Here is a 12,995-nt window from a genome sequence, read left to right on the forward strand (position 1 = left end):
GGCACATTAATTAATCTCTTCTATTATTACTTCCTGCATAAATTGAGATATAATACAATAACGTTGCGATTGACCCAAGTGCAGCCACAAGATATGTTCTTGCAGCCCATTTTAAGGCGTCTTTTGCTCCGGCCTGCTCTTCTTGTGTCAGCATATGCTTATTTTCTAACCAAGCCAATGCTCTGTTACTTGCATCGTATTCTACAGGTAAAGTTATAATCGAAAATAAGGTCGTTACTGCAAATAGCACTATTCCGATTAATAATAACGGAGGAAAGATCTGAATCATTAAAATTCCAGCCAACAAAATCCATTGCATAAAATTTGAAGCAACGTTTACAATTGGCACTAACGTAGAACGCATTGCTAACCATTGGTAACCTACTGAATGTTGCACAGCATGACCACATTCATGCGCGGCAACTGCCGCCGCAGCCGCGTTACGATGATTGTAAACTGCTTCACTTAAATTAACCGTTTTGTCTGACGGATTATAGTGATCTGTTAATTGCCCCGGAGTCGAAATAACACGAACGTCTGTGATTCCGTTATCAGCCAGCATTTTTTCTGCTATTTCAGCACCACTCATTCCGTTTCGTAATTGCAGTTTAGAATATAACTCAAACTTGCTCTTGAGCTTTGAACTCACCAGCCAACTGAACAACATAATTGCTCCGGCAATGATTAAATATCCACTTCCCATATCTATATATTTTTAAATTGTTTTTAAAATCTGTTTCCAAATAAACTACAATTTACGAACCATTTTTCTAAAATGCCAAAATGACATCCCAATTTTGTATTAAATTCCAATCCCAATTCCGAAACTTTGGAACGGGATAATTCCAAATTCCAATAGTAATGAAGATAGATTTTCGCCACGAATTCACGAATTTTTAAATCAATTCGTGAGTTCGTGGCGAAAAAAAATTCCAAAAACCCAATCGTAAAATTGGAATTTGGAATTTGAACTTTGAACTTTGGAATTTTAACATTCCTTATTTTAATTGCTCATTCATTTCCTCAAATTTCGCAATTAGATCATTTATTTTTGATTGTTGCTTTTTTGTTTGTTTCGGATGAATATAAAACCAATTAAAAGCCATCCAAAATAAAGTTATTCCGTATGTTAAACCAGCTCCCAAAACGCTCATTCTGCTAGCGTATTCGTACATATACAAACAAATTCCGGCAGTTAAAAGAATAAAATACAAAGTCATCATTTTGGTCTGTAGAAATTGCTGTTTCTTTTTAATTAAAATCAGTTTTTCTAAATATTCCTGATTAGTTTGAGTCGTTGCGATGTTTTTATAGTTTCCTAATAATTTATTGTAAACCAATAAATAAATCATCATCGCAAGAATCGTCAGTACAATTCCAATTTTAGTCGAAATAAACTGCGGCTGGTAGTAAATCCAAATAAAAATTATAAAAGCACTTGTTGCAAAAAGCAAAAGATTGGTAATCCATAAACAACGTAAACCTACTTTTTTAAAATTTTGTAATCGTGCTAACAAATCCTCCATATCAGGCTGACTTACGGCTTGTTTTTTCCATAAATCTTTGAAATCTATATTATTGTTGTCCATTTTCTTTAAATTTTTGAGTCAATTTTTCTTTAATCCTGTGAATTTTCACTCTTACATTCGCCTCAGAAAGCCCAACGATTTTGGCAATTTCAGCCTGTTTTACATCTTCCAGTTCTAATGAAATAATGATACGTTCGGTTTCAGGTAATTCAGCAATACATTTGTACAAAAACTGAATTTGAGGTTCTATTGACTGTTGTTTTTCTTCCGTAAGATGATGTGGTAAATCTGATTTGAGAAAACGTTTATCTTTCTCAATCTGCCTTAAGCAATTATTGGAAGCAATCCTGAAAATCCAGGTCCCTATTCCAGATTCATTTCTAAAAGTATCAAGCTTTTGCCAAACAATGATAAAAGTTTCCTGAGCCAGATCCTGTGCAATGTCGTAATCATTCACAAAACCCATACAAAGCCTGAATATTCGATCCCAATACGTTTTATAGATTTGTTCAAATTCCATCATTACGATTTTAGAAAATTGTTCAATTGCCCCAAAAACCAATCTTTATCATCATACATTATAAAGTGCAAACCTTTAGTAGCATATTGAAATTGAGCTGTTTTTAAGTTTTTATATTGCCCTTCGATCGCGGGTTTGAAATTTACAAAATTAGATTCAAGCAATATTAATGACGGACATTTTATCGCAGCAATTTTGTCTCTTAAATCGGTATTGGAGAAATCACAAAACATCTCTGCAAAAGTTTTTCTGTCTGATTTTACACTCCAATCCACGACCGTATCCAACTTCGAAGTATCAGCTAAAAGTTGCGGCATCATTTTTTTCTGCATTTCCAAAAACTGAGTTTCAGGCATTCCCGTCATTTGGTTCACCATTGGCGAACAGTCATTATTTTCTTTTGATTTGAAAGAAGGATCCATTAAAGCATTCAGACATGGCAGGGCATCAACCACAACAATTTTACTGATTAATTCCGGATAATCTGAAGCAAGGGCCAATGCTAGCCCACCACCCATACTATGGCCAATTATAATTGGTTTTTCGATTTTATTGGTTTTAATGTAATTCGCAATTTCGTCTTCCCAGTTTTTAAAAGAAGGGTTTGGCTGTGGTTTTACTCCGGCGAAACCAGCCATTGTTAAAGTATAACAGGTATAATCTTTTTCGAAATTCACTTTGGTTTCGTTCCAAACATCCGCTGAAGAAGCAAATCCGGGAATGAATATGATAGCTTGTTTTCCTTTTCCGGTTTTAGTAACCTCAAATGGATCTGATTTGGTTTGTGCAAAAACATTTAAACACAATGCTGAAAATAAAAGGGCGATAATCAAAATATACTTTTTCATTTTTATAAATTTTAAGTTGTTAAATAATCGGATCCGCCCTTTGGATACGAGAGGTTTTAAAATGTTACAACTAAAATGAAAATTTCAATAAAAAAAATCCAAATTCCAATTTTTGGGCGTTTTTTAACCGCAATGCACGCAAAGGGTTTACGCAAAGTTCGCTAGGTTATTTCGCGCGCAAAGTTACAAAGTTACAAAGTGTTTTCCGCAATCTTGTCATCCTTCTCCCGAGGCTTCGGGATCAGGATGAGACAAACTAGCCCTAAAAACAAAAAACCCAAACTCCAATCGAAAAATTGGAATTTGGGATTTGGGATTTATATATTAGAATTTAAAACTTTGGTTAACCAACCAAATTGATGATTTTTCCAGGAACAATAATTACTTTATTTGGAGTTCTTCCATCAAGTTGTTTTAATGTTCGTTCGTCTTTCATAATGATTTCTTCGATTTGCGGCGCGGTTAAATCTAAAGGCAATTCGATAGTGAAACGCATTTTTCCGTTGAAAGAAACTGGATATTCTTTACTGCTTTCTATTAAATGTTTGGCATCAAAAACAGGAAAATCAACCGTTGCTATTGAACCTGTATGACCCAATTGTGACCATAATTCTTCAGCTATATGTGGTGCGTAAGGCGAAACCAAAATTGCTAATGGCTCTAAAATAGCTCTTGAATGACAATTTTGAGAAGACAATTCATTCACACAAATCATAAATTGAGAAACTGAAGTATTAAAAGAGAAACTCTCGATATCTTCTGCTACTTTTTTGATGGTTTTATATAATGATTTCAAATTGTCTTTTGTAGGCTCATCATTGTTTACGATTAAACCATTGTTCTCATCAATATACAAACGCCATAATTTTTTCAAGAAACCAAATACTCCAGAAATTCCAGCAGTATTCCAAGGTTTTGCCTGTTCCAACGGACCTAAAAACATTTCGTACAAACGCAATGTATCAGCACCGTATTCAGCACAAATATCATCCGGAGTTACGACATTGTATTTTGATTTCGACATTTTTTCGACTTCACGACTTACAATGAATTTTTCGTTTTCTTCTTTAATAAATTCAGCAGTAATATAGTCCTCTCTCCATCCTTGGAATTTTTCAATATCTAATTCATCAGAGGCATTTACAAAATTTACATCTGTATGTGGTTTTACAACTGAACACCTATAATCATAACACTCATCCAATATATCTTTTTCAGAATCTACGAAAGTTAAATTTGGAAATTTATTACGAATCAATTTATCTAAGACATCGTTATATATAATACCATACTCATCTGATTTAAACTGATCTGATTCAAAAACCTTTTTTGAAATTCCAACAAAAAAAGGACGAGGTTGATCAACTGCAATATCCTTACTTTGATCACCAAAATCTCGCTTAACAGAACGATAGTTTAATTCTACCCATACACCATTTACAAAAGCACTAGTTCCCAAGATCATTCCCTGATTGATCAGTTTTTTAAATGGTTCTTCAGTCGGAGCAAAACCTTTATCTTTTAAGAATTTATTCCAGAAACGAGAATACAATAAGTGTCCGGTTGCGTGCTCGCTTCCTCCAATATATAAATCTACACTTTCCCAGTAAGCCAAAGCTTCCTTGGTTGCAAATTCGTTTTCATTGTGCGCATCCATGTAACGCATCCAATACCATGAACTTCCTGCCCAACCTGGCATAGTATTCAATTCTAATGGAAAAATCGTCACATTGTCAACTAAATCTGTATTGACAACTTTATTGTTTTTTGAATCCCAAGCCCAAACAGCTGCATTTCCTAAAGGAGGCAAACCATCTTCGGTTGGTAAATATTTTTCTACTTCAGGCAAAATGATTGGCAAATGCTGTGCATCAATCATCTTTGGCAAACCATTTACATAATAAACCGGGAAAGGTTCTCCCCAATAACGCTGGCGAGAGAAAACAGCATCACGCAAACGGTAATTTGTTTTTCCGCTTCCTTGTCCTATTTTTTCTAAAGCCGTAATCACAGCCTGAGTTGCATTTTTATAATTTAATCCGTTTAAGAAATCAGAATTCGCAATTTCAACATTGTCTTTTGAACCGTAAGCGGCTTCCGAAATATCAACATTGGCAAAAATATTTTTGATTTCCGGCATTCCGTTCTGACCTTTAAAGAAATTCGCGAAAGCGTAATCTCTCTCGTCTCCACAAGGAACCGCCATTACAGCACCAGTTCCGTAACCTGCCAAAACATAATCTCCAATCCAAACCGGAATTGCTTCTTTTGTAAAAGGATGTTCAGCATAAGCTCCGGTAAATACTCCAGAAATAGTTTTTACATCAGCCATACGCTCACGCTCTGAACGTTTTGCCGTTTTTTCGATATACGCTTCAACTGTCGCTTTTTGTTCTGGAGTTGTGATTTTTGCTACCAAATCATGCTCTGGTGCCAAAGTCATAAAAGTCACTCCAAAAATAGTATCAGGACGAGTTGTGAAAACTGAAATAGTTGCTGGTTGTTGGTTGCTGGTTGTCGGTAGCACATTGAAAGAAACCATTGCACCAACTGATTTTCCAATCCAGTTTCTTTGTGATTCTTTTATAGATTCACTCCAGTCAATATCATTCAAACCTTGCAACAAACGCTCTGCATAAGCAGAAATACGCATGCTCCATTGTGTCATTTTTTTACGGATTACAGGATATCCTCCACGTTCAGAAACTCCGTTTACGATTTCGTCATTTGCCAAAACAGTTCCTAAACCAGGACACCAATTTACTTCAGTTTCTGCCAAATACGTCATTCTGTATTGCAAAAGGATTTTTTCTTTTTGATCTTCCGAATAAGAATTCCATTCTGCTGCAGTAAAAATCGCAACATTATCATCGCAAACTGCTTCAACTAATTCATTCCCTTCTTCTTCAAAAACTTTTACAAGCTCAGAAATATCATAGGCTTTTCCTTGTTTCTTGCAGTACCAGGAATTGAACAATTGGATAAAAATCCATTGTGTATGTTTATAATAATCCGGATTTGAAGTACGAACCTCACGGCTCCAGTCAAATGAAAACCCTATTTTATCTAATTGCTTTCTGTATCCGGCAATTTGTTTTCCTTCTTTATCAACTCCACCGTCAATATTTACGCGCGTCGTATCTTCTGGACGTTGTCCGGTCTGAATCGCATATTGTTCCGCAGGCAATCCAAAACTGTCATATCCCATTGGGTGCAAAACATTGAAACCCTGATGTCTTTTGAAACGAGAATAAACATCTGAAGCAATATAACCTAGTGGATGCCCTACGTGCAATCCTGCTCCTGACGGATAAGGAAACATATCTAAAACATAATGTTTAGGTTTTTCAGAATTATTACTTGCAGCAAAAGTTTGGTTTTCAGCCCAATATTTTTGCCATTTTTCTTCGATTTCGTTCGGATTGTATTTCATTTTTAAGTGACTAAGATTCTAAGTGACTAAGGCTCTAAAGCTTTTCACTAATTAATTAGGCGCAAATTTACATTTATTGTCGTTTGTACCAAAGCTATTTCATTGGCAAACAAATAAAATAATAAAATATGTATTTTTACCTGAGTAATAGTAAGCGATTTTAACATTTGAAAATCAAATCTATTCCCGAAAACACAAACTTACATTCTCATTTTTCGTAGCGCACTAACTTTTAGCATATAGCAAGTCTCCAAACAGGTAAGGTTTTTATCTATTAGTACTTTTAACCAGGATCAGACTTTAAAACTTGCTGTACTTTCAGACTAAATAAACTTTTTATTAAATATCTAATCGTATATTTATTGTACGAAAGTTAAAACTTTGATCGTTATTAACTTCAAATAAAGAAATTCTTTATTATTTTTACCACATAATTTAAGCAAACTATGAGTTCTAACTTTGATAAATTTCAAAAGCGCAGGTTAATTTCCTCTTATTTTTCGGTTGTATTAAGTGTATTTCTGGTTTTATTCCTTTTAGGGGTACTAGGATTATTCATTATCAATTCTAAAAAACTGGCTAATGATTTTAAAGAAAAAATCGCCATGACGGTTTTCTTTAAAAATGAAGCTAATGATAGTGTAATAAAGGCTTTCAACGCTGAATTGAAAAGAGCTCCTTTCGCAAGATCTTATGCTTATGTTTCTAAAGAAAAAGCAGCAAAAGAACATACTGACATTATCGGGGAAGATTTCCTGACCTTTTTAGGAGAAAATCCATTATTGAATTCATATGACATCCACTTAAAAGCAGATTATGTTGAGAGAGACAGTATTTCTAAAATCGAGAGCAGTTTGCGTCAAAATACCATGATTGAAGATATTGTTTACGATAAACAATTGGTAAATCTTGTAAATGACAACATCAAAAAAGTAAGTATGTGGATTTTGATTATCAGCGGTTTCCTGGCGGTAATTGCGGTTTTATTAATCAACAGCTCTTTACGTTTATCTATTCACTCTAACCGATTTATCATTAAGACCATGCAAATGGTTGGCGCAACAAAATCGTTTATCCGTAAACCTTTTGTAATGCGTAGTGTAAAATTAGGAATGTTAGGTGCCGGATTGGCAATTGTCGCTTTAGTCGCACTTTTACTTTATGTTGAAACAAACTTCCCGGGACTTGGAATTTTAGAAGACAAACCCTTAATTGGCTTGGTTTTACTTACCGTTTTTGGTATTGGTGTTTTAATTACCTGGGTAAGCACACATTTTGCAACGCAACGTTTCCTAAACTTAAGAACAGACGATCTTTATTAATTTTAGATTGCAGATATAAAAAAAAACTTAATAAAGAGGATGAGATTGCTTCGTTCCTCGCAATGACAAGATGAAAAACAATATTAAAGAAGAACAACAACATCCAAAACAGGAATTCCTTTTTGATGGTATCAATTACAAAATCTTATTGATCGGAATTGGCGTTATCGCACTTGGCTTTATCTTAATGTCTGGTGGAGGAAGTGATAATCCAAACGTTTTTAATGAAGATGTTTTTAGCTTCAGAAGAATCCGTTTGGCTCCAACAACTGTATTAATTGGTTTTGGAATCACGATTTATTCGATCTTCAAAAAATCTAAATAGACTTATTTTAGACTTTCTTAGACTCCTTAGATCTTTAGATTATTAGATTAATCTTGAAAAAATCTAATAATCTAAGATGTCTAAAAATCTAACAATCTAATAAATGAATACATTACAAGCTATCGTTCTAGCCATTATTGAAGGAATTACAGAATTTTTACCTATTTCTTCAACTGGCCATATGATTATCGCCTCTTCTTTCTTCGGAATTGCTCACGAAGATTTTACCAAACTTTTTACAATTGTTATTCAGCTTGGCGCTATACTTTCAGTTGTTGTTTTATATTTCAAACGTTTCTTTCAGACACTTGATTTTTATTTTAAACTTTTGGTAGCATTTATTCCTGCCGTAGTTTTAGGTTTATTATTGAGTGATATCATTGATGGTTTATTAGAAAATCCGGTTACGGTTGCTATTTCACTTTTAATAGGAGGTTTGATTTTATTGAAAGTTGACGAATGGTTCAACAATCCAAATTCAGCAGAAACCACCAAAGAAATCACTTATTTACAAGCCTTTAAAATCGGTTTATTTCAGTGTTTGGCAATGATTCCGGGAGTTTCACGAAGTGGCGCGAGTATCGTTGGAGGAATGTCTCAAAAATTAAACAGAACAACCGCAGCAGAGTTTTCATTTTTTTTAGCCGTTCCAACCATGTTGGGGGCAACAGTAAAAAAATGCTACGATTATTATAAAGCAGGATTTGAATTATCTCACGACCAAATCAATTTATTAGTTATAGGAAATGTTGTTGCTTTTATAGTAGCACTTTTAGCAATCAAATCTTTCATTGGATTCTTGACTAAAAACGGCTTTAAAGTTTTTGGTTATTACCGAATTATCGCCGGAATAATTTTACTACTGATTCACTTTTTCATTCACCCGCTTACCATCATATAATGACACCTGAAGAATATTTAGACGGACAAGTTTTACTGATAGACAAACCTTTAAAATGGAGTTCGTTTCAAGCTGTCAATAAATTAAAATACCTTTTGATTAATAAAGTTGGACTTCCAAAAAAGTTTAAAATTGGGCATGCCGGAACTTTAGATCCGTTAGCAACGGGATTATTATTAATCTGCACGGGAAAATTCACTAAAAGAATTTCGGAACTTCAGGGTCAGGCGAAAGAATATACAGGAACTTTTTATATTGGAGCTACTACTCCGTCGTATGATTTAGAAACTGAAATCGATCAAACATTTCCAACAGAACATATTGATGAAGCTTTGATTCATGAAACCGTAAAACAATTTTTAGGAGAAATAGATCAAATACCGCCTATTTTTTCAGCAATTAAAAAAGATGGAGTACGATTATATGAACACGCACGTGCAGGAGAAACTGTAGAAATTGCAAGTAGAAAAACCACTATTCACGAATTTGAGATTACAAGAATTGCGTTGCCTGAAATCGATTTTAGAGTAGTTTGCAGCAAAGGAACTTATATTCGTTCACTAGCTTTCGATTTTGGAAAAGCATTGAATTCAGGTTCACATTTAACCGTTTTACGCAGAACCAAAATTGGTGATTATGATGTAAAAAATGCAATTGACATTACTTTGTTTGAGGAAAGTCTTCAATAAAACAGAGTTTTACCCTCTTATTTCATCCTCTAAAATATTTTTTTATTCTGTACGAATTATCGTGATTTTTAAATATCTTTCGAAAGATTATTTTGTCGATTCTGAGCATATTGAAAATAAAAGATTTCATTGCAAAGATGAACTTAAATCAATTTTATGAAATATTCTTTACTCGCGATTATTACATTTTTTTTCTTTATTCTGAAGCTTTCTGCTCAGGAGAAAAAATTCACTTACATTCAATTTGATGTTGGTCTTTCCCTAACAGGAAATCCTGATTATGGAGATGCACCCGAATATGAAGGCGACAAACAACCCTGGCTCCTTCCGGATGGTTTGGGCTCAAAACTAGGCTATGGCGTTCATTACAAACAATGGTTAACATTGGGTGTTCACAGTGGTCTGGATTGGAAATGGAATGAAAAATTAGTTGCTGTTCCAGTTTATCTTAATTTGGGATTACGACCAAAAATCGCAGAAAATACCAGAATTACAATGGAAGTTGGATACGGAAGAAGTTTTGCTTTAGGTCGCGGTGATCTCAGCGGTACATACAAAAAAGCGCGATTAGGATTAACAGTAGATGATCACACTATATTTCTTGAAGTAGCTGATTTTGGTTTTCCGTTGCACGAATATAATAGTATTGGAAGTGTCAGTTTTGGATTTTCCCTGATTAGTTTTTAAATGCAAAATCTGTTACCCTTCCTTTTTTACAAAAAATAGCACATTACGGAATGAGGCGATAGTAATGTGCCAACTTCTAAAATAATTTTGTTTTCCGTGCTTGTTTTTTTTTAAGGCTAATAGTGAGTCATATTTTTCCCTCCAAACAATAAACCTGAAATAAAATCGTAAAATTTGTCGAATAACTTCATCATGACAGTGTATTTTTAATTGTTAGACATTAAATAAACACCAGTAAAAAGAGTAAATCAAAAATAAATAATAGAAGTGGGATTACGAGAACAAGTTACAAAATCTTACGCTTAAAAAAAACAATTTTAACGGATTTTTTATTACTAAAATTCTTGTTTTCAGTAAATTACCACTAAAACCAAGTGTTTCAACGATTTTTTTTTTATTATAGAATTTTACAGTCGATTATATTTTATATTCTCCATAATCTCGACAAGCTCTTCCTGAACCGAAACTCCTTTATCAGTCAAATACCATAATTGCAAATCGGTTTTGATTTTTTCATCAACAACACCAAAATCCCTTTTATAATTTGCCATTAATTCAGTTGCTCCTTTTGGTCTCGGGCCCCAATCTGTACGTACAATTCCGGCTTCTTTACAAATCACAATAATTTTCGGAATTGCTCTTCCGCCGTTGGTCAGATAATGACTCATTAATTCATCATTCTCATCTCTCAAAACAATTCGGAGGTCGACTTTTTTATTCGAGTCGAGGGCCATTTTATTAACGATGGGAAGTATTTGAGCCGCATCGCCGCACCAGCCTTCAGAAATTACCAGCCAGATGTAATGATTGTCTAAGTTTTGCAATTTTGAGATAACATCTTCAGAGATTGTGATAGTTTTCTCTAAGCGGTTCATTCGGGCCTCGTTCAATTTAGAATAATTCGTCAGGCTATCTGATTGTACGCTACCGGTAGATTTTCCTTCGGATAATAAATCGGTAACTAATTTTCGGTATTCAGCATAAGAATGACTATTGAATAGTGCTTTGGCAACAATACTTTTCATATATCTTTTGTTTTTTGAATACTATAAATTTACTGATTTTAAAATGCCCTCGTAAGACTTTTGTCAGATTTGAGAAAATAAATCTTAAAAATCTTTAGAAAATTAAAGATAAAAGGGCAATTAATTTTTTAAAACATTATTTTTAAAAATCAGAATATGTCTATATTTGCACAAATTAACGCAACACACACATGAAATATAAAAGAATTCTTCTAAAATTAAGTGGCGAAGCCTTAATGGGTGACTTACAATACGGAATTGACCCAAAAAGATTAGCCGAATATGCTGAAGAAATTAAGCAGATTCACAGCAAAGGAGTAGAAATTGCTATTGTTATTGGAGGAGGAAATATTTTTAGAGGCGTTGCTGGAGCAAGTGCCGGTATGGATAGAGTACAAGGCGATTATATGGGAATGCTTGCGACTGTTATCAATGGAATGGCTTTGCAAGGCGCTCTTGAAGACAAAGGAATGAAAACGCGTTTGCAAACTGCCCTTAAAATGGAATCTATTGCAGAACCATACATCAAAAGAAGAGCCGACCGTCACCTTGAAAAAGGCAGAATCGTAATCTTTGGAGCCGGAACCGGAAATCCTTATTTTACAACCGATACTGCAGCTGTTTTAAGAGGAATTGAGATTAATGCTGATGTTATCCTGAAAGGAACCCGCGTTGATGGTGTTTACGATTGCGATCCTGAAAAAAATGCTTCGGCAGTTAAATTTGATTTCATTTCGTTTGATGACGTTCTGAAAAAAGGATTAAACGTAATGGACACTACCGCTTTTACATTAAGCCAGGAAAACAAATTGCCAATCGTTGTTTTTGATATGAACAAAATTGGAAACTTATTGAAAATCTGCGAAGGAGAAAATATCGGAACAGTAGTTAATATTTAGATTGTTCGATTGTTGGACTTTTAGATTATTCGACTTTATGATAATCTATAGACAATAAATCATTAAAAAATAAAAATTATAGTTAGTAAATTAGACAGACCTATTTTTAGAATCTAAAAATCCAAAAGTCTATCCCGAAGCTTCGGGACTAAAAATCGAGAAAAAAAATGAGCGAAGAAATAGATTTTATATTAGAAAGTACTGAAGAATCAATGAACGGTTCGATTGCGCATTTAGAAAAAGAATTTCTAAATATCCGCGCAGGAAAAGCTTCTCCGGCAATGCTTGGAAGTGTTTTTGTAGATTATTACGGATCTGCAACGCCGCTTTCTCAAGTTTCAAAAATTAGTGTTCCAGACGCAAGAACAATTACTTTACAACCGTTTGAAAAAAACATGCTTCATGTAATTGAAAAAGCGATTATGGTAGCTAATATTGGTTTCAACCCAATGAATAACGGAGACATGATTATTATCAGTGTTCCGCCATTAACAGAAGACCGTCGTCGAGAATTAGCCAAACAGGCAAAATCTGAAGCGGAAGATGCGAAAATTGGTGTTCGCAACGTACGTAAAGATGCCAATACTGACATTAAAAAATTAGAAAAAGAAGGTACTTCTGAAGATATTTGTAAATCTGCTGAAGAAGAAGTTCAGAACTTAACGAATGCTTACATCAAAAAAATCGATGAATTATTAGCTACGAAAGAAGCTGAGATCATGAAAGTGTAATTTTATTCGACACAAAATAAAAATCCGTTTGATCAATTTGTATCAGACGGATTTTTTTATTCTTATTTTTGCATACCAAAAACAAC

13 protein-coding genes are annotated in these 12,995 nt (G+C 34.0%); 7 read left to right on the plus strand and 6 right to left on the minus strand.

Going from position 1 to position 12,995, the window contains the following annotated elements; all coding sequences use genetic code 11:
* Positions 1-10: 10 nt before the first annotated feature.
* The 5 genes from J2X17_RS16460 to J2X17_RS16480 all read right to left on the minus strand — a co-directional run bounded on the left by J2X17_RS16460 (position 11) and on the right by J2X17_RS16480 (position 6,330).
* Positions 11-703, minus strand: coding sequence for a zinc metallopeptidase (locus tag J2X17_RS16460; RefSeq protein ID WP_310300387.1), 693 nt, complete (start codon positions 701-703; stop codon positions 11-13).
* A gap of 295 nt (positions 704-998) precedes the next feature.
* Positions 999-1,589 (minus strand): hypothetical protein, encoded by a 591-nt coding sequence (locus J2X17_RS16465; RefSeq protein ID WP_310300390.1) that lies wholly within the window; start codon positions 1,587-1,589, stop codon positions 999-1,001.
* Positions 1,576-2,049, minus strand: coding sequence for an RNA polymerase sigma factor (locus J2X17_RS16470; RefSeq protein ID WP_310300546.1), 474 nt, complete (start codon positions 2,047-2,049; stop codon positions 1,576-1,578). Before J2X17_RS16470 ends, J2X17_RS16465 begins: the two co-directional genes overlap by 14 nt.
* Positions 2,050-2,051: 2 nt before the next feature.
* A complete protein-coding gene (locus J2X17_RS16475; protein ID WP_310300393.1) occupies positions 2,052-2,897 on the minus strand; it encodes an alpha/beta fold hydrolase in 846 nt (281 codons plus the stop codon).
* Positions 2,898-3,240: 343 nt separating this feature from the next.
* On the minus strand, positions 3,241-6,330 hold the full coding sequence (locus J2X17_RS16480) for a leucine--tRNA ligase (RefSeq protein ID WP_310300395.1): 3,090 nt from the start codon (positions 6,328-6,330) through the stop codon (positions 3,241-3,243).
* Positions 6,331-6,776: 446 nt separating this feature from the next.
* Between J2X17_RS16480 and J2X17_RS16485 the strand changes: the two genes are divergently transcribed.
* The 5 genes from J2X17_RS16485 to J2X17_RS16505 all read left to right on the plus strand — a co-directional run bounded on the left by J2X17_RS16485 (position 6,777) and on the right by J2X17_RS16505 (position 10,254).
* The gene (locus tag J2X17_RS16485; protein ID WP_310300400.1) at positions 6,777-7,652 is read left to right on the plus strand and encodes a cell division protein FtsX; all 876 of its coding nucleotides are present in this window, start codon (positions 6,777-6,779) and stop codon (positions 7,650-7,652) included.
* A 70-nt stretch (positions 7,653-7,722) separates the two neighbouring features.
* Complete coding sequence (locus J2X17_RS16490; RefSeq protein ID WP_310300404.1) at positions 7,723-7,977, plus strand: DUF3098 domain-containing protein; 255 nt, start codon at positions 7,723-7,725, stop codon at positions 7,975-7,977.
* Between the two features lie 103 nt (positions 7,978-8,080).
* A complete protein-coding gene (locus J2X17_RS16495) occupies positions 8,081-8,878 on the plus strand; it encodes an undecaprenyl-diphosphate phosphatase (protein ID WP_310300407.1) in 798 nt (265 codons plus the stop codon).
* The gene (gene truB / locus J2X17_RS16500; RefSeq protein ID WP_310300410.1) at positions 8,878-9,567 is read left to right on the plus strand and encodes a tRNA pseudouridine(55) synthase TruB; all 690 of its coding nucleotides are present in this window, start codon (positions 8,878-8,880) and stop codon (positions 9,565-9,567) included. The genes J2X17_RS16495 and truB overlap by 1 nt, the downstream gene beginning before the upstream one ends.
* A gap of 156 nt (positions 9,568-9,723) precedes the next feature.
* Complete coding sequence (locus J2X17_RS16505; RefSeq protein ID WP_310300413.1) at positions 9,724-10,254, plus strand: hypothetical protein; 531 nt, start codon at positions 9,724-9,726, stop codon at positions 10,252-10,254.
* 407 nt (positions 10,255-10,661) lie between these two features.
* Here J2X17_RS16505 and J2X17_RS16510 read toward each other — a convergent pair whose 3' ends face one another.
* Complete coding sequence (locus J2X17_RS16510) at positions 10,662-11,279, minus strand: thioredoxin family protein (protein WP_310300416.1); 618 nt, start codon at positions 11,277-11,279, stop codon at positions 10,662-10,664.
* A gap of 191 nt (positions 11,280-11,470) precedes the next feature.
* Between J2X17_RS16510 and pyrH the strand changes: the two genes are divergently transcribed.
* On the plus strand, positions 11,471-12,178 hold the full coding sequence (pyrH, locus tag J2X17_RS16515) for a UMP kinase (RefSeq protein ID WP_026983543.1): 708 nt from the start codon (positions 11,471-11,473) through the stop codon (positions 12,176-12,178).
* A 167-nt stretch (positions 12,179-12,345) separates the two neighbouring features.
* Positions 12,346-12,909: a ribosome recycling factor gene (gene frr, locus J2X17_RS16520; protein WP_310300419.1), complete on the plus strand. Its 564-nt coding sequence runs from the start codon at positions 12,346-12,348 to the stop codon at positions 12,907-12,909.
* The last annotated feature ends 86 nt before the right edge of the window (positions 12,910-12,995 follow it).

It is taken from the genome of Flavobacterium aquidurense, from assembly GCF_031458035.1.
In the GTDB taxonomy this organism is placed as follows: Bacteria; Bacteroidota; Bacteroidia; order Flavobacteriales; family Flavobacteriaceae; genus Flavobacterium; species Flavobacterium aquidurense_C.

What these genes read in the sequence shown, in the direction of transcription:
- J2X17_RS16475 (WP_310300393.1), bottom strand. Translation starts at nt 2,897, where the DNA reads ATGAAAAAGTATATTTTGATTATCGCCCTTTTATTTTCAGCATTGTGT.
- pyrH (WP_026983543.1), top strand. Translation starts at nt 11,471, where the DNA reads ATGAAATATAAAAGAATTCTTCTAAAATTAAGTGGCGAAGCCTTAATG.
- frr (WP_310300419.1), top strand. Translation starts at nt 12,346, where the DNA reads ATGAGCGAAGAAATAGATTTTATATTAGAAAGTACTGAAGAATCAATG.
- J2X17_RS16470 (WP_310300546.1), bottom strand. Translation starts at nt 2,049, where the DNA reads ATGGAATTTGAACAAATCTATAAAACGTATTGGGATCGAATATTCAGG.
- J2X17_RS16490 (WP_310300404.1), top strand. Translation starts at nt 7,723, where the DNA reads ATGAAAAACAATATTAAAGAAGAACAACAACATCCAAAACAGGAATTC.
- J2X17_RS16480 (WP_310300395.1), bottom strand. Translation starts at nt 6,330, where the DNA reads ATGAAATACAATCCGAACGAAATCGAAGAAAAATGGCAAAAATATTGG.
- J2X17_RS16460 (WP_310300387.1), bottom strand. Translation starts at nt 703, where the DNA reads ATGGGAAGTGGATATTTAATCATTGCCGGAGCAATTATGTTGTTCAGT.
- J2X17_RS16510 (WP_310300416.1), bottom strand. Translation starts at nt 11,279, where the DNA reads ATGAAAAGTATTGTTGCCAAAGCACTATTCAATAGTCATTCTTATGCT.
- J2X17_RS16495 (WP_310300407.1), top strand. Translation starts at nt 8,081, where the DNA reads ATGAATACATTACAAGCTATCGTTCTAGCCATTATTGAAGGAATTACA.
- truB (WP_310300410.1), top strand. Translation starts at nt 8,878, where the DNA reads ATGACACCTGAAGAATATTTAGACGGACAAGTTTTACTGATAGACAAA.
- J2X17_RS16485 (WP_310300400.1), top strand. Translation starts at nt 6,777, where the DNA reads ATGAGTTCTAACTTTGATAAATTTCAAAAGCGCAGGTTAATTTCCTCT.
- J2X17_RS16505 (WP_310300413.1), top strand. Translation starts at nt 9,724, where the DNA reads ATGAAATATTCTTTACTCGCGATTATTACATTTTTTTTCTTTATTCTG.
- J2X17_RS16465 (WP_310300390.1), bottom strand. Translation starts at nt 1,589, where the DNA reads ATGGACAACAATAATATAGATTTCAAAGATTTATGGAAAAAACAAGCC.